21 protein-coding genes are annotated in these 22,671 nt (G+C 68.7%); 9 read left to right on the plus strand and 12 right to left on the minus strand.

What is annotated here, in order from left to right; genetic code table 11:
* Positions 1-76: 76 nt before the first annotated feature.
* Positions 77-511, plus strand: a complete 435-nt coding sequence (locus AQ610_RS07280; RefSeq protein ID WP_006026032.1) for a universal stress protein — start codon at positions 77-79, stop codon at positions 509-511.
* A 245-nt stretch (positions 512-756) separates the two neighbouring features.
* Here AQ610_RS07280 and aceA read toward each other — a convergent pair whose 3' ends face one another.
* From aceA to AQ610_RS07295, 3 genes are all read right to left on the minus strand, one after another.
* A complete protein-coding gene (aceA, locus tag AQ610_RS07285; RefSeq protein WP_006026033.1) occupies positions 757-2,064 on the minus strand; it encodes an isocitrate lyase in 1,308 nt (435 codons plus the stop codon).
* 393 nt (positions 2,065-2,457) lie between these two features.
* Positions 2,458-3,984, minus strand: coding sequence for a DEAD/DEAH box helicase (locus tag AQ610_RS07290; protein ID WP_006026034.1), 1,527 nt, complete (start codon positions 3,982-3,984; stop codon positions 2,458-2,460).
* A gap of 406 nt (positions 3,985-4,390) precedes the next feature.
* The gene (locus AQ610_RS07295) at positions 4,391-4,660 is read right to left on the minus strand and encodes an acyl-CoA-binding protein (protein WP_006026035.1); all 270 of its coding nucleotides are present in this window, start codon (positions 4,658-4,660) and stop codon (positions 4,391-4,393) included.
* Positions 4,661-4,829: 169 nt separating this feature from the next.
* Between AQ610_RS07295 and tsaB the strand changes: the two genes are divergently transcribed.
* Genes tsaB through AQ610_RS07315 form a run of 4 tightly spaced genes read left to right on the plus strand, consistent with a single transcriptional unit; the run spans position 4,830 to position 8,062 of the window.
* Positions 4,830-5,591, plus strand: coding sequence for a tRNA (adenosine(37)-N6)-threonylcarbamoyltransferase complex dimerization subunit type 1 TsaB (gene tsaB / locus AQ610_RS07300; RefSeq protein ID WP_197417873.1), 762 nt, complete (start codon positions 4,830-4,832; stop codon positions 5,589-5,591).
* Entirely contained in the window at positions 5,588-6,085 is a 498-nt protein-coding gene (rimI, locus tag AQ610_RS07305) for a ribosomal protein S18-alanine N-acetyltransferase (protein ID WP_006026037.1), read from the plus strand. Before tsaB ends, rimI begins: the two co-directional genes overlap by 4 nt.
* Positions 6,072-7,088, plus strand: a complete 1,017-nt coding sequence (locus AQ610_RS07310) for a uracil-DNA glycosylase (protein ID WP_043282417.1) — start codon at positions 6,072-6,074, stop codon at positions 7,086-7,088. Before rimI ends, AQ610_RS07310 begins: the two co-directional genes overlap by 14 nt.
* Positions 7,085-8,062, plus strand: coding sequence for a DUF1853 family protein (locus AQ610_RS07315; protein WP_043282419.1), 978 nt, complete (start codon positions 7,085-7,087; stop codon positions 8,060-8,062). The genes AQ610_RS07310 and AQ610_RS07315 overlap by 4 nt, the downstream gene beginning before the upstream one ends.
* Before the next feature lie 416 nt (positions 8,063-8,478).
* On the opposite strand, the gene thiD is transcribed toward AQ610_RS07315, so the two are convergent.
* Together thiD and lplT are read right to left on the minus strand one after the other, a co-directional pair.
* Positions 8,479-9,288: a bifunctional hydroxymethylpyrimidine kinase/phosphomethylpyrimidine kinase gene (gene thiD, locus AQ610_RS07320; protein WP_006026040.1), complete on the minus strand. Its 810-nt coding sequence runs from the start codon at positions 9,286-9,288 to the stop codon at positions 8,479-8,481.
* 88 nt (positions 9,289-9,376) lie between these two features.
* Positions 9,377-10,684, minus strand: coding sequence for a lysophospholipid transporter LplT (gene lplT, locus AQ610_RS07325; protein ID WP_006026041.1), 1,308 nt, complete (start codon positions 10,682-10,684; stop codon positions 9,377-9,379).
* Between the two features lie 208 nt (positions 10,685-10,892).
* On the opposite strand from lplT, the gene alr reads away from it, so the two are divergent.
* The 3 genes from alr (at position 10,893) to AQ610_RS07340 (ending at position 13,780) form a co-directional block, all read left to right on the plus strand.
* Positions 10,893-11,963, plus strand: coding sequence for an alanine racemase (gene alr / locus AQ610_RS07330; protein WP_006026042.1), 1,071 nt, complete (start codon positions 10,893-10,895; stop codon positions 11,961-11,963).
* A 10-nt stretch (positions 11,964-11,973) separates the two neighbouring features.
* Positions 11,974-13,350 carry a DNA repair protein RadA gene (gene radA / locus AQ610_RS07335; RefSeq protein WP_006026043.1) on the plus strand — a complete coding sequence of 459 codons (1,377 nt, stop codon included), beginning with the start codon at positions 11,974-11,976 and terminating at the stop codon, positions 13,348-13,350.
* A 163-nt stretch (positions 13,351-13,513) separates the two neighbouring features.
* The gene (locus AQ610_RS07340) at positions 13,514-13,780 is read left to right on the plus strand and encodes a DUF2866 domain-containing protein (RefSeq protein ID WP_009912854.1); all 267 of its coding nucleotides are present in this window, start codon (positions 13,514-13,516) and stop codon (positions 13,778-13,780) included.
* Between the two features lie 52 nt (positions 13,781-13,832).
* On the opposite strand, the gene AQ610_RS07345 is transcribed toward AQ610_RS07340, so the two are convergent.
* On the minus strand, positions 13,833-15,773 hold the full coding sequence (locus tag AQ610_RS07345) for an ATP-binding cassette domain-containing protein (protein WP_006026045.1): 1,941 nt from the start codon (positions 15,771-15,773) through the stop codon (positions 13,833-13,835).
* 146 nt (positions 15,774-15,919) lie between these two features.
* On the opposite strand from AQ610_RS07345, the gene AQ610_RS07350 reads away from it, so the two are divergent.
* Positions 15,920-16,399 carry a glutathione peroxidase gene (locus tag AQ610_RS07350; protein ID WP_006026046.1) on the plus strand — a complete coding sequence of 160 codons (480 nt, stop codon included), beginning with the start codon at positions 15,920-15,922 and terminating at the stop codon, positions 16,397-16,399.
* A gap of 30 nt (positions 16,400-16,429) precedes the next feature.
* Here AQ610_RS07350 and cls read toward each other — a convergent pair whose 3' ends face one another.
* The 6 genes from cls to dapC all read right to left on the minus strand — a co-directional run bounded on the left by cls (position 16,430) and on the right by dapC (position 22,655).
* On the minus strand, positions 16,430-17,869 hold the full coding sequence (gene cls, locus AQ610_RS07355; RefSeq protein ID WP_006026047.1) for a cardiolipin synthase: 1,440 nt from the start codon (positions 17,867-17,869) through the stop codon (positions 16,430-16,432).
* 122 nt (positions 17,870-17,991) lie between these two features.
* The gene (gene prmB / locus AQ610_RS07360) at positions 17,992-18,915 is read right to left on the minus strand and encodes a 50S ribosomal protein L3 N(5)-glutamine methyltransferase (protein WP_009912853.1); all 924 of its coding nucleotides are present in this window, start codon (positions 18,913-18,915) and stop codon (positions 17,992-17,994) included.
* Between the two features lie 13 nt (positions 18,916-18,928).
* The gene (gene dapE, locus AQ610_RS07365) at positions 18,929-20,068 is read right to left on the minus strand and encodes a succinyl-diaminopimelate desuccinylase (RefSeq protein ID WP_009912852.1); all 1,140 of its coding nucleotides are present in this window, start codon (positions 20,066-20,068) and stop codon (positions 18,929-18,931) included.
* A 73-nt stretch (positions 20,069-20,141) separates the two neighbouring features.
* Positions 20,142-20,516 carry an ArsC family reductase gene (locus tag AQ610_RS07370; RefSeq protein ID WP_006026050.1) on the minus strand — a complete coding sequence of 125 codons (375 nt, stop codon included), beginning with the start codon at positions 20,514-20,516 and terminating at the stop codon, positions 20,142-20,144.
* Entirely contained in the window at positions 20,516-21,343 is an 828-nt protein-coding gene (gene dapD / locus AQ610_RS07375) for a 2,3,4,5-tetrahydropyridine-2,6-dicarboxylate N-succinyltransferase (RefSeq protein ID WP_006026051.1), read from the minus strand. Before dapD ends, AQ610_RS07370 begins: the two co-directional genes overlap by 1 nt.
* A 64-nt stretch (positions 21,344-21,407) precedes the next feature.
* Positions 21,408-22,655, minus strand: a complete 1,248-nt coding sequence (gene dapC, locus AQ610_RS07380; RefSeq protein WP_144411932.1) for a succinyldiaminopimelate transaminase — start codon at positions 22,653-22,655, stop codon at positions 21,408-21,410.
* Positions 22,656-22,671: the final 16 nt, after the last annotated feature.

Consider the following 22,671-nt stretch of genomic DNA (forward strand, 5'->3'; position numbering starts at 1 on the left):
CGGGCTGCCCGGCATCGGCTGCCCGCCGCGGGTACGCCCGCGTCCGGACGCGCCGCAGTTGCCGACGGAGGTCGCCATGTTCAAGCACATCCTGGTTCCGACCGACGGGTCCGAACTGTCGAAGAAAGCGATCGACGGCGCGATCGATCTCGCGCAGGCGGTGGGCGCGCGCGTGACGGCCTACGCGTGCCTGCCGCAATATCCGTACTCGCCGTTTTCCGAGGTCGTGATCGAGCCGCCCGCCGATTTTCGCGAGCGCAGCGAGCGCGAGGCGCGCGCGCATCTGGACGAGGTCGAGGCGGCCGCGCGGCGCGCGGGCGTGGCGTGCGAGTCGGCGACGAGCGTGCACCCGTCGCCGTATCTCGGCATCATCGAGGCCGCGGAGCGGGGCGGCTGCGATGTGATCTTCATGGCGTCGCACGGCAGGCGCGGGCTCGGCAGCCTGTTGATCGGCAGCGAGACGCAACGCGTGCTGACCCATACGAAGATTCCTGTGATCGTCTATCGATAGCGGGCCGCACGCAGCCGGACGATCGGCGGCAATGCGTCGCGCAAAAAAATAGGCGCGCCGGGCAGGGGCCGGCGCGCTCGAATGTCCGCGGCGTCGAAAGACGCTGCGCGCCCTGGGCAGGCATGGCGCAACCATGCGCGCGGCGGGCGGGTTCTCCCTGATAGAGGGTCTTGTCTTTTGCCGGGGCGCGCGCCGCGACGGCTCGTGGCCGCGCGCGGCGCGCCTGTGCCTGCGCCTGTCGGCGCTCAGGCGACTTTCTGGCCGTCGAAGAATTGTTCGTCTTCGGTCGAGCCGTGCAGCGCGGTCGTCGACGCTTCGCGCTCGACCGTCTGCGTCACCGCGTCGAAGTAGCCCGTGCCGACTTCGCGCTGGTGCTTGACCGCGGTGAAGCCCTTGTCGGCCGCCGCGAACTCGGCCTGCTGCAGTTCGACGAACGCGCTCATCTGCGTGCGGGCGTAGCCGTGCGCGAGGTTGAACATCGAGTAGTTCAGCGCGTGGAAGCCGGCGAGCGTGATGAACTGGAACTTGTAGCCCATCGCGCCGAGTTCCTTCTGGAACTTCGCGATCGTCGCGTCGTCGAGGTTCTTCTTCCAGTTGAACGACGGCGAGCAGTTGTACGACAGCAGCTTGCCCGGGAACCGCTTGTGGATCGCTTCCGCGAAATTCTTCGCGTACTCGAGATCCGGCTTGCCCGTTTCGCACCAGATCAGGTCGGCGTACGGCGCATAGGCGAGGCCGCGCGAGATCGCCTGCTCGAGGCCCGGCTTCGTGCGGAAGAAGCCTTCGACCGTGCGCTCGCCCGTCAGGAACGGCTTGTCGTTGTCGTCGATGTCGGACGTGATCAGGTCGGCCGCTTCGGCGTCGGTACGGGCGACGAGCACGGTCGGCGTGCTCATTACGTCGGCCGCGAGACGCGCGGCCGTCAGCTTCGCGACCGCCTCGCGGGTCGGCACGAGCACCTTGCCGCCCATGTGGCCGCACTTCTTGACCGATGCGAGCTGATCTTCGAAGTGAACGCCCGACGCGCCCGCCTCGATCATCGCCTTCATCAGCTCGAATGCGTTCAGCACGCCGCCGAAGCCGGCTTCCGCGTCAGCGACGATCGGCGCGAAGAAGTCGACATAGCCTTCGTCGCCCGGGTTCTTGCCTTCCGACCACTGGATCTGGTCGGCGCGCGTCAGCGTGTTGTTGATGCGCTTGACGACGAGCGGCACCGAGTTCGCCGGATACAGCGACTGATCCGGGTACATTTCGCCTGCGACGTTCGCGTCGCCCGCGACTTGCCAGCCCGACAGATAGATCGCCTTGAGGCCGGCCTTCACCTGCTGCATCGCCTGGTTGCCCGTCAGCGCGCCGAGCGCGTTGACGAACGGCTCGTTGTTGACGAGCGTCCAGAGCTTTTCCGCGCCGCGCTTCGCGAGCGTGTGCTCTTGCTGGACCGAGCCGCGCAGGCGCACGACGTCTTCAGCCGTGAACGCGCGCTTGATGCCCTTCCAGCGCGGATTGGTTTCCCATTGCTTTTGCAGTTCCTGAACCTGTTGCTGACGCGACATGATGCGTACTCCTTGAGTGGTCGTTGCCTGAAGAGAAGAAATCCTTGACTTTGCGAAGCGGGCGGCGCGATTTGGATCAAGCGGTTCCCTTCGTTAAGTCTTGTATAAGAGTCTAGGCAAACCGACTGCGTCGAGACAGGGGCTTTTTCACAAAGATATAAAAAAATTATTCCATAAAAATCAAATGCTTGCTTCGTTAATTTCTTATTGCGGAATGTGGTTTCCCATGCTGCAACGGTCTTGGTTGTGCCACGCAGCATGACTTTTTACGACGCAAAAGATTTTTTCGTATCGTGAAATCTCGGGCGCAAACAAAAACCGGCGCGAATGCGCCGGTTTTCGAGGGGGGAAGGCGGACACGTCCGCGCCGCGAACGTGTCCGCCGATGGCCGCTTACGCGGCCGAGTTGCCGCGTCGCGGGCCGCCGCGCTGGCCGTCGCCGCGGCGCGCGCCGTAGCCTTCGCGGTTGCCGCCGTTCGGCTTGCCGCTCCAGCCGCCCGAGCGGCCGCCGCCCGGCTTGCCGCCGAACCGGCGGCCGCCATTGCCGTTGCCGCCCGGACGGCCGCGGCCGTTGCCGCGATCGTTGCGCGGCGGCGGCGCCTTGCGCGGCTCGAAGCCTTCGACGACGTTCACGGGCAGCGGTGCGCGCACGAAGCGCTCGATGCGCTTGAGCGCGCCTTGCTCCGCGTGATGCACGAGGCTCACCGCGGTGCCCGAGCGGCCCGCGCGGCCCGTACGGCCGATCCGGTGCACGTAGTCCTCGGCGAACTTCGGCAGGTCGTAGTTGAACACGTGCGTGATGCCGGGGATGTCGATCCCGCGCGCGGCGACGTCGGTCGCGACGAGCACGCGCACGCGGCGCTCGCGCAGCGCGCGGATCGTGCGGTTGCGGGCGCCCTGCGGCAGATCGCCGTGCAGCGCGGCCGACTGGAAGCCGGCATCGGCGAGGCGGCCGGCGAGCTGGTCGGCGTCGATCTTCGTCGCGGTGAAGATGATCGCCTGGTCGAGCGCGACGTCGCGCAGCAGGTGGTCGAGCAGGCGATCCTTGTGATCGCGGTCGTCGACGTAGTGCACGGTCTGCGCGATGTTCGAGCGCGATTCGATCTTCTGCGTGATCTCGATGCGCTCCGGATCCTTCAGCAGGCGGTTCGTGAGCGAGCCGATCTTGCCGTCGAGCGTCGCCGAGAACAGCATCGTCTGGCGCGACGCGGGCGTCGCGGCGACGATCGTGTCGATGTCGTCGATGAAGCCCATGTCGAGCATGCGGTCGGCTTCGTCGAGCACGAGCATCTTCAGTTCGGACAAATCGATGCGGCCGCGCTCGAGGTGGTCGAGCAGGCGCCCCGGCGTCGCGACGAGGATCTCGGGGTTCTTCGCGAGCAGCATCAGTTGCTGGCCGTACGCGACGCCGCCGAGGATGCTGACCGTGCGCAGACGGCGCAGGTGCTTGCCGTACGTCGACGCGGCCGTCGTCACCTGCATCGCGAGCTCGCGCGTCGGCGTGAGGACGAGCAGGCCCGGGCGCGCGACGGGTTGCGGGCGGCGGCCGCGGCGCTCGCCAGGCTGTCCTTCGCGCGGCGCGCGCGGCTGCAGCGCCTGCGTCTTTTGCAACTGCGCGAAGCGCTCGATCGCGGGCAGCATGAACGCGGCCGTCTTGCCCGAGCCCGTCGGGCTCGACACGAGCAGGTCGCGGCCTGCGATGCCGGCCGGGATCGCGCGCTGCTGGACGGGCGTCGGCTTCACGTAGCCGGCCGCCTGCAGCGCGGAGACGATCTCCGGCGACAGGCCGAGCGACGCGAACGTCGGTTCGTCCGGCGCGGCGTCGCCGAGGTCGCTCGTGGCAGGCTGCGCGGCGGCGGGCAGGCCGAGCGCCTCGTCGGCGATTGCGTTGAGCGGGCTGAGGGAATTGCTCGAAGTCATGTCAATCCTTGAAACACAGTGGGTCGAACGCCGCGCCAATCGCGCATACCCAAGTCGACGGATTCATCGAGCAAATCGGGAAACGTGGCGATTGTCCGCATGTCGACGACGTGCGGACAACAATTTCGTTAGAAGCTGTTTTTGGGTGCGGCGCGCATCGGGTGCGCATGCCGCCAGCCTGAGACTTGACAGCCCGCAAGGGGCCACGCAGGAAGGGACAGGTTCTAAACTGGATTGGAGCGAAACGCTATGGAACGCTGGCGAAGAGGGCTGCCGACCTTGGCAGGCAGAGCCGCCCGTCGCGATGCGCAGCCCGCATCATACCGTTTTTTGCTGCGCCGCGCCACCGTCGATTTCGCACGCCGCGGGCGCGTTGCGGGCGATAGGCCGGCCGACGCGCGCGCCTTCAGGACGCGGTGCCGTTCTTCAGCGATTCGACGAGCTCGACGTATTGCTTCTTCGCATCGTCCTGCGACGTGCCCTTCAGCGCTTCCCACGCGTCGTACTTGTACTTGCCGACGATGTCGGTGAAGCCCGGCTTGTCGCCGTGCGCGTCGCCGTCGGTCGCCTGCTTGAAGAGCGCGTAGAGGCGCAGCAGCGTCAGGTTGCCGGGGCGCTCGGTCAACTGTTTCACGTCGACCTGCGCTTGCTCGAATTGGGCGGTGATGTCGCTCATGGGTGTCTCCGTAAGGGTTTCCAGGCTGGCTTTTCCAGGCCGACGATCTTAGCAAGCGGGGGCGGACGGCGGGTCGAGCGTTCCTTCCAAACCGATTCGCGCATGACAAGCGCGCGCGAATCGGGCCCGATCGCCCGTGCGGGCGGGGCGCCGCATTACAATGTCGGCCATGACGCAAACAGTGCTCCTCGCCATCGATACGTCGACCGAGTTCTGCTCGGTCGCGCTTCTCGTCGCGGCCGGCCCGACCGCCGACGCCGCTTCCATTCGAACCTGGGTCCGCCACGAGCGCACGGGCGCCGTGTCGAGCACGCGCGTGCTGCCCGCCGTGCGCGAGGTGCTCGACGAAGCGGGCCTCGCGTTCGCCGACTGCGACGCGGTCGCGTTCGGCGCGGGCCCCGGCTCGTTCACCGGGCTGCGCACCGCGACGGGCGTCGCGCAAGGGCTCGCGTTCGGCCGCGCGCTGCCCGTCGTGCCGGTCGGCACGCTCGTCGCGTGCGCGGAGGCCGCGCGCCTGAACGCGGGCGCCGCCGCGGGCCGCGCAATGCGCGTGCTCGCCGCGCTCGATGCGCGGATGGACGAGGTCTACTGGGCCGATTACGCGTGGGACGACGCGGCGGGCGATTGGCGCGAGCTTGCGCCGGCGTCGCTCGCGGCGCCCGCCGACGTGCAGGTGCCCGATACGCCGTTCGTGCTCGCCGGCAACGCGGCTGCCGCGTTCGGCGCTCGCTTGCCCGCCTGCGCGCGCGCGCAGGCGATCGATGCGGGCGCGCTGCCGCACGCGCTGCCGGTCGCGCACGTCGCGCTGCGCGCATATCGCGCGGGGCGTGTCGTGCCGGCCGATCGCGCGGCGCCCGAGTACGTGCGCGACAAGGTCGCGCAGACCACCGCCGAGCGGCTCGCTGCGCGCGCGGGCGGGGACGGGCGATGAGCGGCGTGCTGATGACCGACCGCTATCTGGCGCCGATGACGGATGCCGATCTCGACGAGGTCGTCGAGATCGAGCGCGCCGCGTACGAATTCCCGTGGTCGCGCGGCAATTTCGAGGATTCGCTGCGCAACGGCTATTTCGGCGTCTGCATGCGGCACGTGACGGGCGTGCTCGTCGGCTATTGCGTGCTGATGCCCGTCGTCGACGAGATGCATCTGCTGAATCTGTGCGTCGCGCCCGCCGCGCAGCGCGCGGGCGTCGGGCTCGCGCTGCTGCGAGAGGCGGTGCGGATCGCGCGCGCCGAGCGGCTCGACGGCGTGCTGCTCGAAGTGCGGCCGTCGAATCCGCGTGCGATCCGGCTGTACGAGCGCTTCGGCTTCGTGTCGGTCGGGCGGCGCAGGAACTACTATCCGGCGAAGCACCGGAGCCGGGAGGACGCAATCGTGATGCGTCTCGCATTGACGAAGGAGGGAGGCGCGCATGGCATTGGCTGAAGCGGCGCTCGAAGAGCTGGGGCTCGCGCCCGTGTGGGTGCGGCGCGGCATCGCGCGCGCCGGGGACGTGAACGAGGATGCAACGGGCGCGGCGCGGGAAACCGCCGCCGCGGCGGTTGCGCAAGGGGCTCAGCCCGTGGCGTCGGATGCGTCGCGCGAGCCGGCGCATCGAAGCTCGCGCGACGGCGGGCAGGACGGGGCGCGTGGCGGCGTCGCGGATTCCGCGGCATTCGCGCGCGACGCGGCGGACCCGGCGCGCGCGTCGACGGCGCCCGCGCCGGCCGCGCGAACCGGCGGCGACGCCGGCGCGGCGGAACCCGACGAAGACATGTCGTGGTTCGATCTCGAGCCGGTGCGCGAGCCCGCGCTGCCGGATGTCGCCGCGAAGCCCGCCGCCGTCGCCGCCGGCGCCGAGCCGTCCGTCGCCGAACTCGGCTGGGACGCGCTGCGCGCGCGCGTTGCCGACTGCGAGCGCTGCCGCCTCTGCGAGAAGCGCACGAACACGGTGTTCGGCGTCGGCGACGAGAGCGCCGACTGGATGCTCGTCGGCGAGGCGCCCGGCGAGAACGAGGACAAGCAGGGCGAGCCGTTCGTCGGCCAGGCGGGCAAGCTGCTCGACAACATGCTGCGCGCGCTCGCGCTCAAGCGCGGCGAGAACGTCTACATCGCGAACGTGATCAAGTGCCGGCCGCCCGGCAATCGCAATCCCGAACCCGACGAGGTCGCGCGTTGCGAGCCGTATCTGCAGCGCCAGGTCGCGCTCGTGAAGCCGAAGCTGATCGTCGCGCTCGGCCGCTTCGCCGCGCAGACGCTCCTGAAGACCGATGCGAGCATTGCTTCGATGCGCGGGCGCGTGCACCGGTACGAAGGCGTGCCCGTGATCGTCACGTACCATCCGGCGTATCTGTTGCGCAGCCTGCAGGACAAGGCGAAGGCCTGGTCCGATCTGTGCCTCGCGAACGATACCTACCGGAACGCCGCGCCCGCCGCCGATCCGCAATGAGTGCCGCGGCGTCGCCCGTGCCGCTTCGCGCGCTGCGCGACGCGGCCGTGCGCGACCTCGCGTGGCTGCTGTCGAGCGCGAGCCTGCTCGCGCCGTCGGCGGGCGCGCCGCTCGCTCAGCCCTGGGCGAGCGTTGCCGACGCGGCGCGAACGGCCGCCTGGCTCGCCGCACTCGACGCGCAGCCCGCGCCGCTGCACGACGCGCTCGCGCACGCGCGGCCGGTTCGGCTCGGCCGCTACGCCGAGTGCTTGCTCGGGTTTTTCGCCGAACATGCGCCGTCGCTGCGGCTCGTCGCTGCGAATCTGCCGCTGAGGCTCAACGGTCGCACGCTCGGCGAATGCGATTTCCTGATCGAAACCGCGCGCGGCGAGCGCCTGCACTGGGAACTCGCGGTCAAGTGCTATCTGTGCGTCGCGACGTCGGGCGCCGCGTCGCTCGCCGATTTCGTCGGCCCGAATCTCGCCGACCGCTTCGATCTCAAGCGCGCGAAGCTCGTCGATCATCAACTGCTGCTCACGGCCCGCGACGAGTTCGCGTCGCTCGGCCACGCGGGGCCGTGGCGCGCGCAGATGCTCGTGAAGGGATGGCTGTTTCATCGCGCGGGCGACGACGCGAATGCGGGCGGCGCGATCGCCGATCCGCCGGAAGTCGACGCCGATCATCCGCGCGGCTTCTGGATCACGCGCGAAGCGTGGCCGGCGTTCGCGCCCGCCGCGCGGCAGGACGCCGCGTGGATCGTGCTGCCGCGCCTCGCGTGGCTCGCGCCGCGCGCGATCGGCGATGCGGACGTGGCCTGCGGGCGCTGCACGCTGCTCGCGCCGCAGGCCGTGCTCGACGAGGTCGCGCGACTGCCGGGGCCGTCGCTCGTCGCCGCGCTCGCGCGCGACGCCGACGCGGTGTGGCGCGAAACCGCGCGCGGCTTCATCGTGCCCGACGATTGGCCGCAGCGGGCGATCGCGTTTGCCGCGCGCTGATCGGTGTCGATGCGCATCGGTTCGCGCCGATGCGCGCACTCGCGCGGCTTCCATTCGCGTACGCCTCGTTTGCTTGCTAAGCGGGCGCCGCGACATATCGCGCCAGAAACGTGTCTTGGAGGCCGACGGGGCTTGCCGCCTGTTCGACGCGGATGCCGCCGCGTTCGATGCGCGGCTCGCGCAGTCGGATGCGGCTCGTGTGGCGCGACGTGTCGACGCATTACGCGAGCGAGCGATTCACGCGCGATATCCGCGGCGTCGGCGCACGCTGTCGCCGACGGCAGCGTGTGACGATGCCGGCGAGACACGAAGCGCGTCAAACGGCGCCAGGAGTCCGGGCGGCGAACGCGAACGTCAAGGCGAAGCAGAAACAGAAGCCGAAGCCGGGCGACCCGCGCCGGCGCCTGCCCGCCGGCTCACCACCATCGATAGAAGTGATGCACGGGCCCGACGCCGTGTCCGACGTCGAGCCGCCCGCTCGCGCCGATCGCGCCCGTCAGATAGATCTTCGCATCGGCGATCGCGTCCGCGAGCGTCGCCCGCTGCGGCAGCAGCGCGGCGATCGCCGACGACAGCGTGCACCCGGTGCCGTGCGTGTTCGCGACCGGCAGCCGCGCGCCCGCGAAGCGCTGCGCGCCGCGCGCATCGATCAGCCAGTCCGGGCTTTCGCGCTCGGCGCCGAGATGGCCGCCTTTCATCAGCACCGCCTTCGCGCCGCGCGCGACGAGCGCTTCGCCCTGGCGCACCATGTCCTCCTCGGTCGTCGCGGCCGCGACGCCGAGCAACTCGGCCGCCTCCGGCAGATTCGGCGTGACGAGATCGGCGAGCGGCAGCAATTCGTTGCGCAGCGCGTCGACCGCGTCGGGCGCGAGCAGCGCGTGCGTGCTTTTCGAGATCATCACCGTGTCGAGCACGACGTGGCGCGGTGCGTAGCGCGCGAGCGCCGCCCCGACCGCGCGCACGATCGACGCGTTCGCGAGCATGCCGATCTTCACCGCGTCGATGCGGATGTCGTCGAACACCGCATCGAGCTGCGCGGTCACGAAGCCCGCATCGGGCGCATGCACGCCCGTCACGCCGCGCGTGTTCTGCGCGGTGAGCGCGGTGATCACGCTCGCGCCGTATGCGCCGAGCGCGGAGAACGTCTTCAGGTCGGCCTGGATGCCGGCGCCGCCGCCGGAGTCGGAGCCGGCGATCGTCAGCGCGTTGGGAATCGGTCGGGTCATGGCGGCGAGGCGGGAAAGGTTGCGGCTCAAGGGCAAGGGTGCGCAGGGGGCGATGTGCCGCTTGGCCGACGGTGGCGCGCGCTGCGGCTCAGTGCTTCGATTCGCCGATCAGCGCGACCGAATCGAAGCGGCGCTGATTCGCGACATGCAGCCGCATCACGAGCCACATCGTCAGGCACACGAACGTGCCGAACAGCACGATCACGACGCCGACCGGCACGTCGAGCCACACGAGCGCCGCGTACACGCAGAGCATCACGAGCACCGACAGGTTTTCGTTGAAGTTCTGCACGGCGATCGAATGACCGGCCGACAGCAGCACGTGGCCGCGATGCTGGAGCAGCGCATTCATCGGGACGACGAAGAAGCCGGACAGCGCGCCGACGAACATCAGGAACACGTACGCGACGAGCAGATAGAGGGGCAGGTGCAGGCGCCCGATGTGCAGCGCCCAGTGCGCAGGGAACAGCTCGCGCGAGTAGAACGCCATCAGCATCACCGCGATGCCCATCACGATGCCGACGGGCAGCACGGTGAGCGACTTGCGCAGCGGAATCCGGCTCGCGGCGATCATCGCGCCCGCCGCGACGCCGAGCGCGACCACCGCCTGCAGGATCGCGCCTTCGGACAGCGACATGCCGAGCGACACTTCCGCCCACTTGAGCACGATGAACTGCAGCGTCGCGCCCGCGCCCCAGAAGAGCGTCGTGACGGCGAGCGAGATCTGGCCGAGCTTGTCGCGCCAGAGCGCCACGAAACAGTTGGCGAAATCGGTGACGAGCTTGAGCGGGCCGTGCTGCTGCTTCGGGTAGCGCGCGCCCGTGTCGGGAATGCGCAGGTTGAAGAGCGCGGCCGTGACGTAGATCGCCATGATGACGAGCATCGCGGCCTCGGCGGGCGTGTTGATCGACGGCGGCGTGTACGCGATCACGTGCGACGCGATCTTCGGGCTGATGAGCGCGCCGCCGAGCACTGTGCCGAGGATGATCGAGCCCACCGTCGTGCCCTCGATCCAGCCGTTCGCGGCGACGAGCCGCTCGGGAGGCAGCAGTTCGGTCAGGATGCCGTACTTCGCGGGCGAATATGCGGCCGCGCCGAAGCCGACGATCCCGTAAGCGACGAGCGGATGTGCGCCGACCAGCATGATGAGGCAGCCGACCACCTTGATCGAGTTGGTGATGAACATCACGTGCCCTTTCGGGCGCGAATCGGCGAATGCGCCGACGAAGGCGGCGAGCACCACGTACGACAGGACGAAGAACAGCTTCAGGAGCGGTATCATCCAGTTCGGCGCGTGGAGGTCTTTGAGCAGGGCGATCGCGGCGATGAGAAGAGCGCTGTCGGCCAACGACGAGAAAAACTGCGCGGCCATGATGGAGTAAAAACCTTTTTTCATCTGAAGCGATGCGTTCCTCGCGGCTCGGCCGCGCGGGCCGTGCAATCGGACTTATTCCGTTCGAAATGGGTTGTGCGCACGGCTTTATATCATGAAAATACGTCAATTCGGACTAGCATGATCCCCCGATCGTTCCGCGCGTTTCCCGCGTCGCGCCCAAAAGGCGCGATAAGCTGATGATTCGCAAGCGTCTTTACTGAAATTTCCTATGCCGCGCCCGATTTCCGCCACGATCCACACCGCTGCCCTCGCGAACAACCTCACCGTCGTGCGCCGCCACGCCGCCCAGTCGAAAGTCTGGGCGATCGTCAAGGCGAACGCGTACGGGCATGGTCTCGCACGGGTCTTTCCCGGGCTGCGCGGCACCGACGGCTTCGGCCTGCTCGATCTCGACGAGGCGGTGAAGCTGCGCGAGCTCGGCTGGGCGGGGCCGATCCTGCTGCTCGAAGGCTTCTTCCGGTCGACCGACCTCGACGTGATCGACCGCTACAGCCTGACGACCGCGGTGCACAACGACGAGCAGATGCGCATGCTCGAGACCGCGCGGCTGTCGAAGCCCGTCAACGTCCAACTGAAGATGAACAGCGGAATGAACCGGCTCGGCTATGCGCCGGAGAAGTTCCGCGCCGCGTGGGAGCGCGCGCGCGCGTGCCCGGGCATCGGCCAGATCACGTTGATGACCCATTTTTCGGACGCCGACGGCGGCCGCGGCGTGGCCGAGCAGATGGCGACGTTCGAGCGCGGCGCGCAAGGTATCGCCGGCGCGCGCAGCCTCGCGAACTCGGCCGCCGTGCTCTGGCACCCGTCGGCGCACTTCGACTGGGTGCGGCCTGGCATCGTGCTGTATGGCGCGTCGCCGTCCGGGCACTCGGCGGACATCGCCGACAAGGGCCTGAAGCCCGCGATGACGCTCGCGTCCGAGCTGATCGCCGTGCAGACGCTCGCGAAAGGGCAGGCGGTGGGCTACGGCTCCGTGTTCGTCGCCGAGGAGACGATGCGCATCGGCGTGGTCGCGTGCGGCTATGCGGACGGCTATCCGCGGATCGCGCCCGAGGGCACGCCCGTCGTCGTCGACGGCGTGCGCACGCGGATCGTCGGCCGCGTGTCGATGGACATGCTGACCGTCGATCTCACGCCCGTGCCGCAGGCGGGCGTTGGCGCGCGCGTCGAGCTGTGGGGCGAGACGCTGCCGATAGACGACGTCGCCGCGTGCTGCATGACGGTCGGCTACGAGCTGATGTGCGCGGTCGCGCCGCGCGTGCCCGTGCGTGCCGAGTAAGGGCGCGCGCATGGCGAAGCAGAAGACGGTATTCGTCTGCACCGAGTGCGGCGGGCAGACGCCGAAGTGGCAGGGGCAATGCCCGTCGTGCCACGCGTGGAACACCCTCGTCGAATCGGTCGAGAGCGCGCCGTCCGCGCACCGTTTCCAGTCGCTCGCGAAGCGCGCGCCCGTGCAGCGCCTCGCCGACATCGAGGCGGCCGACGTGCCGCGCTTCTCGACCGGGATCGGCGAGTTCGACCGGGTGCTGGGAGGCGGGCTCGTCGCGGGCGGCGTCGTGCTGATCGGCGGCGATCCGGGGATCGGCAAGTCGACGCTGCTGCTGCAGTCGCTCGCGCAGATCGCGAGCGAGCGGCCGGCGCTCTATATCAGCGGCGAGGAATCGGGCGCGCAGATCGCGCTGCGCGCGCAGCGGCTCGCGCTCCTCGAAGGCGGCGCGAGCGCGGCCGACCTGAAGCTCCTCGCCGAGATCCAGCTCGAGAAGATCCAGGCGACGCTCGACGCCGAGCGGCCCGACATCGCGGTCATCGACTCGATCCAGACGATCTACTCGGAAGCGTTGACGTCGGCGCCGGGCTCGGTCGCGCAAGTGCGTGAATGCGCGGCGCAATTGACGCGCATCGCGAAGCAATCGGGCACGGCGATCATCATGGTCGGCCACGTGACGAAAGAGGGCAACCTCGCGGGGCCGCGCGTGCTCGAGCACATCGTCGACACCGTGCTGTACTTCGAAGGCGACACGCATTCGTCGTTCCGGCTCGTGCGCGCGTTCAAGAACCGCTTCGGCGCGGTCAACGAGCTCGGCGTGTTCGCGATGACCGAGCGCGGCCTGCGCGGCGTCGCGAATCCGTCCGCGCTGTTCCTGTCGCAGCACACGGAGGTCGTGCCCGGCTCGTGCGTGCTCGTCACGCAGGAGGGCACGCGGCCGCTGCTCGTCGAGGTGCAGGCGCTCGTCGATACCGCGAACGTGCCGAACCCGCGCCGGCTCGCGGTCGGCCTCGAACAGAACCGGCTCGCGATGCTGCTCGCCGTGCTGCACCGGCACGCGGGCATCGCGTGCTTCGATCAGGACGTGTTCCTGAATGCCGTCGGCGGCGTAAAGATCACCGAGCCGGCTGCCGATCTTGCGGTGCTGCTCGCGATCCACTCGTCGATGCGTAACAAACCGTTGCCAAAGGGTCTGATCGTATTCGGCGAAGTCGGGCTCGCGGGCGAGATCCGGCCGTCGCCGCGCGGGCAGGAGCGCCTGCGCGAGGCGGCGAAGCTTGGCTTCACGACCGCGCTGATTCCGAAGGCGAATGCGCCGAAACAGCCGATCGACGGGCTTCGCGTGCATGCGGTCGAGCGGATCGAGCAGGCGATCGACCAGATCCGCGTGCTCGAATGAGCGCGGCGGCCAGCGGGCGCGTCCCGGTCCGCCGCCTGTCATGCGCGGATCGGGGACGTAAAACCATGTAACGTTTTGGTACGTTGATGTAACCCTTTTGCAGCCTGTTTTTTTCTATGCTTGCCCAGGTTGTCTGCCGCATGACGCGGAAAAGGGAAGCGTGTTGAAACGATCTCATCAAGCCAGTGCGCAACCGCGCACGTACAACGTGCGCGGTTGCCGCGTGTCCGAGCCGATCGGCGAGCCGTGGGGCGGCGGTTGCCGGATCGTCGAATGGATCGGCGGAGACGGGCGGATCGCCCGCCGCGTCGCCGCCATCAACGTGACCGAGGCGGAGGTCTACGCGATGATCCGCCGGCCGGTCGAAGGTCGTCGCTATCTGATGGGCGACGACGAGCAGATGCCGCGCGACACGCTGCCGCGGCGCTGACTGCCGGGCGCGGCGCGCGGCGGCAAGCCGATGCCGGCTCGCCGCGTTTGCGTTACCCGATTTTCTCCAGTTCGTCCTGCGCGCCGAGCCAGTCCGCCTCGAGCGTTTCGAGCCGGCCGTTCACGTCGCCGAGCTTGCGGATCGCGTCGGTGAGCCGCGCCTTCAGGTCGGCCGCGTAGCTCGCCGGATCGGCGACGAACGTGTCGAGCTCCGCCTTCTCCGCGTGGAGTCGCTCCATTTCCTTCTCGATCTTCGTGATGCGGGCCTGCAGCGGCTTCTTCAACTGCGATAGCCGCTGGCGCGCTTCGGCTTCCTGCCGTTTCTGATCCTTGCGGTTCACCGCAGGCACGCCGCCGTCGGCGTCGCCCGTCGAACCGGATGCCGCCTTCGCCGCCGCGCGCTGTTGCGCCGCGTGCTGCAGCAGCCAGTCGCGATAGTCGTCGAGATCGCCGTCGAACGGCTGCAGCCGGCGCTTTGCGACAAGCATGAACTGGTCGGTCGTCGCGCGCAGCAGATGTCGATCGTGCGACACGAGGATCAGCGTGCCCTCGAATTGCGCGAGCGCCATCGTGAGCGCGTGGCGCGTTTCGAGATCGAGGTGGTTCGTCGGCTCGTCGAGCAGCAGCAGGTTCGGCTTCTGCCAGATGATCAGCGCGAGCGCGAGCCGCGCTTTCTCGCCGCCCGAGAACGGCGCGATCGGCGCGGTCGCCATGTCGCCCGAGAAGTTGAAGCCGCCGAGGAAGTCGCGCAGTTCCTGCTCGCGCGTGTCGGGGGCGAGGCGCGCGAGATGCGCGAGCGCCGAATCGTCCTCGCGCAGCGTCTCGAGCTGATGCTGCGCGAAATAGCCGATCGTCAGGCCGCGGCCGGTGCGCACGTCGCCCGAAAGCGGCGCGAGCGTGCCCGCGAGCGTCTTGATGAGCGTCGACTTGCCCTGGCCGTTCGCGCCGAGGAGGCCGATGCGCTGGCCGTTCTGGATCGACAGCGCGACGCGCTCGACGATCGGAATCTCGTCGCCGTCGTCCGCGCGATAGCCGCAGCGCACGTCTTCCATCACGAGCATCGGGTTCGGCGCGGAATCGGGCGTGCGGAATTCGAACGTGAACGCCGACGCGACGTGTGCGGGCGCGATCAGTTCCATCTTCTCGAGCGCCTTCACCCGGCTCTGCGCCTGCTTCGCCTTCGACGCCTTCGCCTTGAAGCGATCGACGAAGCTCTGCAGATGCGCGATCGTCTTTTGCTGCTTTTCGTACGCGTTTTGCTGCAATTCGAGCTGCTGCGCGCGCAGCACTTCGAATTGCGAGTAGTTGCCGCCGTAGCGCTTCACCTGGCGATTCTCGAGATGCAGCGTCACGTTGCAGACGGCGTCGAGGAATTCGCGGTCGTGCGAGATGATGACGAGCGTGCCCGGATAGCGATGCAGCCAGTCTTCGAGCCAGACGATCGCGTCGAGATCCAGGTGGTTCGTCGGCTCGTCGAGCAGCAGCAGATCCGAGCGGCACATCAGCGCCTGCGCGAGATTGAGGCGCATCCGCCAGCCGCCCGAGAAGCTCGCGACGGGCTCGCGCGTCTGCGCGAGCGTGAAGCCGAGCCCGAGCAGCAGCGCCTCGGCGCGCGCGGGCGCGGTGTAGCCGTCGGCATCCGCGAACGCCGCGTGCGCTTCGGCCTCGGCCGCACCGTCGTGCGCGGCGGACGCCCGCGCGATGCGCGCCTCGATCGCGCGCAATGCGGCGTCGCCGTCGAGCGTGTAGTCGAGCGCGCTGCGCTCGACGGCGGGCGTCTCCTGCGACACGTGCGCGATGCGCCACGCCGGCGGCATCGAGAAGTCGCCCGCGTCCGCGTGCAGCTCGCCGCGCAGCACCGCGAAGAGCGTCGATTTGCCGGCGCCGTTCGCGCCGACGAGCCCCGCCTTCTCGCCGGGATTCAGCGTGAACGAGGCCGCGTCGAAGAGCGGCTTCGTGCCGCGGGCGAGACTGAACTGATTGAAACGGATCACGGCGGGAAATGCTGAGGAAAACCGCTATTCTAGACTGCGCGCCGCCTTCGGGGGATCGTCCGGACGGCGGAGTGTGCGCACCGCGCCGAATTCGCCTAGACTTTCGCGGACGGCGCACCCCTATCGAAACAGGGAGGAACGAGCCGATGTCGAAACTGTATTCATTCAACGCGCAGGCGCTTTCGGGCGGCGAGGTGCCGCTCGAGCAGTACCGGGGCAAGGTGCTCCTCATCGTCAACACAGCGAGCGAATGCGGATTCACGCCGCAGTACGCGGGGCTGCAGCAGTTGTACGACCGCTTTCGCGAACGCGGGCTCGTCGTGCTCGGCTTTCCGTGCAATCAGTTCGGCAAGCAGGAGCCAGGCGACGCGTCGCAGATCGGCGCGTTCTGCGAGAAGAACTACGGCGTCACGTTTCCGATGTTCGCGAAGATCGACGTGAACGGCGCGAACGCGCACCCTCTGTACCGGTATCTGACCGAAGAGGCGCCCGGCATTCTCGGCCTCAAGGCGATCAAGTGGAATTTCACGAAGTTCCTCGTGAACCGGGAAGGCGAGATCGTGAAGCGCTACGCGCCGTCGACGAAGCCCGAGGATATCGCTGCGGACGTCGACAAGCTGCTCTAAGCCAGGCGGCGCGCGGTGCGCCGCGCGCCGTCAGAGAATCGGCGCGAACAGCCGCGCGACGTGCATCGCGACGCGCCGCCACGCGGGCGAGCGCCGGTATTCGCTCAGATCGACCTCGAACGCGTCGCCGAAGTCGCGCGCGAGCATTGTCTCGACTTCGGTTGCGAAGCCTTCGTCGACGGTCAGCACCATGATCTCGAAATTCAGCCGGAACGACCGGTTGTCCAGGTTCGCGCTGCCGATGGCGGCGGCAGCGCGGTCGATCAGCACGACCTTCTGGTGCAGGAAGCCGGGGCGGTAGCGGAAGATCCGCACGCCCGCGTCGACGAGATCGCGCGCATAGAGCTTCGACGCTTCGAATACGACATAGTGATCGCGCCGGCTCGGGATCAGCACCCGCACGTCGACGCCGCGCATCACCGCGAGCTTCAGCGCGGAAATCACCGCCTCGTCGGGCACGAGGTAGGGCGTCGTGATCCACACACGCTCGCGCGCGGCGTTGATCGCCTCCGCGAAGAAGAGCGAGCCCGTCTCCTGCTTGTCGGCGGGGCCCATCGGCACGACGAGGCAGTGCATGTCGGCGTCGGGCGCGGGCGCGGGCGGCGGCGCCTGCGGCGGCAGCGACTGGGTCGCCCAGTGCCAGTCCTCGGCGAACACGTACTGGATGTTCGCGACGGCGGGGCCGCGCACTTCGATGTGCGTGTCGCGCCACGGCGACAGGCGCGGGTTGCCGCCGAGATATTCGACGCCGACATTGTGGCCGCCGACGAACGCACGCTCGCCGTCGACGACGACGATCTTCCGGTGGTTGCGGAAGTTGAGCTGGAAGCGGTTGACGAACTGTTTGTTGGTCGCGAACGGATGCACTTCGACGCCGCCTTCGCGCAGCGCGTGCACGTAGCTCGACGGCAGATCGAAGCTGCCGATGCTGTCGTACAGCAGATAGCAGCGCACGCCTGCCTTCGCGCGCGCGATCAGCGTGTCGCGCAGCATCGCGCCGAGCGCGTCGTCGCGGACGATGAAGAACTGGACGATCACGTAGCTGCGCGCGGCGTCGATCGCGGCGAGGATCGCGGAGAACGTCGCGTCGCCGTTGACGAGCGTGCGCACCGCGTTGCCCGCGACGAAGGGCATGCCGACCAGGCGCGTGAGCGCGCGCACGCGCGCGATGCCGAGCGCGTCCTTCGGCGCGCCGAGCGTCGAGCCTTCGGCGCCCCACGGCGCGGGATGCGTGCGGGTGCGCAGCGCCGCGGTCTCGTGGCGGCGCGCGTCGACATAGCCGGAGAACTTGCTGCGGCCGAGGAACAGATACGGGATCAGCGTCAGGTAGGGCATCGCCGTCAACGACACCGCCCAGGCGATCGCGCCTTGCGACGTGCGCGTGTTCAGGATCGCATGGCAGGCGGCGATCACGCCGAGCATGTGCGCGAGGCCGATGAGGGTGCCGAGATGGAGCCAGTCGAGGGTCATGAGCGCGTCGGATTCCAGAAGGAGGCCACGCGGCGCGTGCCGACCGGGCGCCGCTTACGCGCATCTTACCGAAGCGTGCGCGCAAGCGGTCACTCCGTATGAGCCGGACGTGCCGGTCCGCTTCAGCCGGCGACGGCGGGCAGGTCGCTCGCGTGGATCAGGAACACGCTGTCGTCGCCCGCGCTCGTCGGCAGCCAGACGAGATCGAGGCCGCCGAACGCCGCCTCGACGTTCGCGCGCTCGTTGCCGATCTCGACGACGAGCACGCCGTCGTCCTTCAGCCAGCGGCGCGCTTCGCCGATGATGCGGCGCACGATGTCCATTCCGTCCGCGCCGCCCGCCAGCGCCATTTCCGGCTCGTGCCGGTACTCGGCGGGCAGCTCGGCCATCGAATCCGAGTTCACGTACGGCGGGTTCGTGATGATCGCGTCGTAGCGCTGCGCGGGATCGATCCACTTGAACTGCGGCAGCGGCGCGTACAGGTCGCCGCGGTACAGCGCGATCCGCTCGTCGAGCCCGTAGTCGTCGCGATTGATCTTCGCGACTTCGAGCGCGTCGGCCGACAGGTCGACTGCGTCGACGCTCGCGTTCGGGAATGCGAGCGCGGCGAGGATCGCGAGGCAGCCGGAGCCCGTGCACAGCTCGAGCACCGAGCCGACCAGTTCGGGGTCCTCGACATACGGCTGCAGGCCGTCGTCGAGCAGCTCGCCGATGAACGAGCGCGGGACGATCACGCGCTCGTCGACGTAAAAGCGATGGCCGTGCATCCACGCTTCGCGCGTGAGATATGCGGCGGGCACGCGCTCGGTCGCGCGGCGCTCGATCACGGCGAGCACCGCGTCGATCTCGTCGGGCGCGAGGCGCGCGTCGAGGAACGGCTCGAGCGTGTCGAGCGGCAGATGCAGCGTGTGCAGCACGAGATAGACCGCTTCGTCGAACGCGTTGTCCGAGCCGTGGCCGAACGCGAGCTTCGCCTGCGAGAAGCGCGACACCGCGTAGCGCACGAGGTCGCGGACGGTCTTGAACGGGGAGGGGGATGTCGTCATCGGGCGGCCTTCGTCAAGCGATCAGTTGTTCGAGCACGCGGCGGTACACGTTCTTCAGCGGATCGACGAAGCGCACTTCGATGTGCTCGTCGATCTTGTGGATGCTCGCGTTCGGCGGGCCGAACTCGATCACCTGCGGGCAGATGCGCGCGATGAAGCGGCCGTCCGACGTGCCGCCCGTCGTCGACAGCTCGGGCGAGAGGCCGGTTTCCGCGCGGATCGCCGCGTCGAGCGCGTTCGACAGCTCGCCGCGCGGCGTGAGGAACGGCAGGCCGCTCACCGACCAGTTCAGCTCGTAGTCGAGCCCGTGCTTGTCGAGGATCGCGTGCACGCGCGCCTGCAGGCTCTCGACCGTGCTCGCCGTCGAGAAACGGAAGTTGAACATCAGATCAGCGTGGCCCGGAATCACGTTCGTCGCGCCGGTGCCCGCGCGCAGGTTCGACACCTGCCAGGTGGTCGGCGGGAAGTATTCGTTGCCCTCGTCCCATTGCTCGGCCGCGAGCTCGGCGAGTGCCGGCGCGAGCAGGTGGATCGGATTCTTCGCGAGATGCGGATACGCGATGTGGCCCTGCACGCCCTTGACGATGAGCTCGCCCGACATCGAGCCGCGCCGGCCGTTCTTCACGACGTCGCCGAGCGTCGCCGTCGACGTCGGCTCGCCGACGATGCAGTAGTCGAGCCGCTCGCCGCGCGCGGCGAGCGCTTCGACGACCTTCACGGTGCCGTCGGTCGCCGGGCCTTCCTCGTCGCTCGTGATCAGAAAGCCGATCGAGCCGCGATGCTGCGGATGCGCGGCGACGAACTCCTCGGCCGCGACGACGAAGCCCGCGAGCGAGCTCTTCATGTCGGCCGCGCCGCGTCCGTACAGCTTGCCGTCGCGGTGCGTCGGCACGAAGGGCGGCGAGCTCCACTGCTCGAGCGGGCCGGTCGGCACGACGTCGGTATGGCCCGCGAACGCGAGCAGCTTGCCTTCGCGGCCGGCCGCGCCGCGCTTGACGGCCCAGAAGTTCGTCACGCCGTGCGACGCGATCGTTTCGCACTCGAAGCCGAGCGCGGCGAGGCGCTCGATCATCAACTGCTGGCAGTGCTGATCGTCGGGCGTGACGGACGCGCGCGCGATCAACTGTTCGGTGAGGGCAAGGGTGGCGGACATGTTTCGGACCACTTTCGATAAAAAATGCCGGCGCGACGGCCGGCAGCATGTTGGGGGCGGCGGTGCCCGGGGCTCAGGCGAAAAGCCCCGCGTACTCGTCGGCCGAGAAGCCGAGGGCCTTCACGCGGCCGTCGACGACGACGACGGGCCGCTTGATCACCGAGGGCTTGTCGATCATCAGCGCGATCGCGCCCGCCTCGGATTCGGCTGCGGCCTTCTGCTCGTCGGTGAGCGCGCGCCACGTGGTGCCGCGCCGGTTGACGAGCGCCGCGAGCGGCACGTCCGCGAGCCAGCCCTCGACGAGCGGCGCGCTCACGCCCGCTTTCTTGAAATCGTGGAACGCGAACTCGACGCCGTGCGATTCGAGCCATGTGCGGGCCTTCTTCACGGTGTCGCAGTTCGGTATCCCGTAGACGACGGTGCCGGCCGCGGCTTTCGCGCCCGCCATCAGTCGCCCCGCAGCAGTTCGTTCAGGCCGACCTTCGCGCGCGTCTTCGCATCGACCTTCTTCACGATCACCGCGCAGTACAGGCTGTACGCGCCGTCCTTCGACGGCAGGTTGCCCGCGACGACGACCGAGCCGGCCGGAATGCGGCCGTACGTCACTTCGCCCGTCTCGCGATCGTAGATCTTCGTGCTCTGGCCGAGGTACACGCCCATCGAGATCACCGAGTTCTCCTCGACGATCACGCCTTCGACGACTTCCGAGCGCGCGCCGATGAAGCAGTTGTCCTCGATGATGACGGGGTTCGCCTGCAGCGGCTCGAGCACGCCGCCGATGCCGACGCCGCCCGACAGGTGCACGTTCTTGCCGATCTGCGCGCACGAGCCGACCGTCGCCCAGGTGTCGACCATCGTGCCTTCGTCGACGTATGCGCCGATGTTCGTGTACGACGGCATCAGCACGACGTTCTTCGCGATGAACGAGCCGCGGCGCGCGATCGCGGGCGGCACGACGCGAAAGCCGCCCGCGGCGAAATCTTCGGCGGTGTAGTTCGCGAACTTCGACGGCACCTTGTCATAGAACTGCGTGTAGCCTCCCGCCGGCATCGGCGCGTTGTCCTCCAGGCGGAACGACAGCAGCACGGCCTTCTTCAGCCACTGGTGCACGGTCCATGCGCCGTCGATCTTCTCGGCGACGCGCAGCGCGCCGCGGTCGAGCTGCTCGATCGCGTGCGCGACGGCTTCGCGGATTTCCGCGGACGCGGCCTTCGGCGACAGCTCGGCGCGGTTTTCCCAGGCGTTATCGATGATTTGCTGAAGTTGTTGCGACATGTTCGTGGCTATGCTGGACGTGGATGATGGATGAATCGGGGGCGCTTTGGCACGCGGCGCGCGTTCAGCGGGCGAGGCCGCGGCAGAAGTCGACGATGCGCTGCGCGCCTTCGACGCATTCGGCCGTGCCGGCGACGAGCGCGATCCGGACGAAGTCGCGGCCGGGATTCGCGCCGTGCGCGTCGCGGGCGAGATACGAGCCGGGCAGGACCGTCACATTATAGTCGGCGTAGAGGCGCCGGGCGAACTCGGTGTCCGACAGGCCGGTTCGCGCGACGTTCGCCCACAGGTAGAACGCGGCGTCGGGCAGGCGCACGTCGACGACGCCGGCGAGCATCGGCGTGACGGTGGCGAATTTCTGCGCGTAGAGCGCGCGGTTCTCGCGCACGTGCGCCTCGTCGCCCCACGCGGCGATGCTCGCCTTTTGCCAGACGGGCGACAGCGCCGCGCCGTGATAGGTGCGGTACAGCAGGAAGCGCTTGAGGAGCGCCGCGTCGCCTGCGACGAAGCCCGAGCGCATGCCCGGCACGTTCGAGCGCTTCGACAGGCTCGACAGCATCACGAGGCGCTCGAACCCGCGGCCCAGCTTGTGCGCCGCCTCGAGGCCGCCCAACGGCGGCTTCGCCTCGTCGAAGTAGATCTCTGAATAGCATTCGTCCGACGCGATCACGAAGCCGTGCTCGTCCGACAGCGCGAAGAGCTCGCGCCAGTCGTCGAGCGTCAGCACGGCGCCCGTCGGGTTGCCCGGCGAGCACACGTAGACGAGCTGCGTGCGCGCCCACACGCCGGCCGGCACGACCGAATAGTCGGGCGCGAAGTTGCGCGCCGGGTCGCTGTTGACGAAGTACGGCTCGGCGCCCGCGAGGAGCGCCGCGCCTTCGTAGATTTGATAGAAAGGATTCGGACAGAGTACGATCGGCCTTTCGCCGCTTTGGCTTTCACCGCTTGGCCTTTCACCGTTCCCGCGCGGGCTCGAATCGATCACTGCCTGCGCGAGCGAGAAGAGCGCCTCGCGCGAGCCCGACGCGGCGAGCACCTGCGTCGCCGCGTCGATCGCCGGCAGCCCGTAGCGCCGCTCGAGCCAGCGCGCGAGCGCCTCGCGCAGCGCGTCGGTGCCCGCCGTCGCCGGATACGACGCGAGGCCGTCGAGCGCGGCGGCCGCGGCGTCGCGGATCAGCGCGGGCGTCGCGTGCTTCGGCTCGCCGATGCCGAAGCTGATCGGCGACAGATGCGCGCTCGGCGTCACGCCGGCAAGGAGCGCGCGGAGCTTTTCGAACGGGTAGGGCTGCAGCGTGTCGAGACGAGGATTCACGGGCGTGTGGCTCACG

It is taken from the genome of Burkholderia humptydooensis (genome assembly GCF_001513745.1).
GTDB lineage: Bacteria > Pseudomonadota > Gammaproteobacteria > Burkholderiales > Burkholderiaceae > Burkholderia > Burkholderia humptydooensis.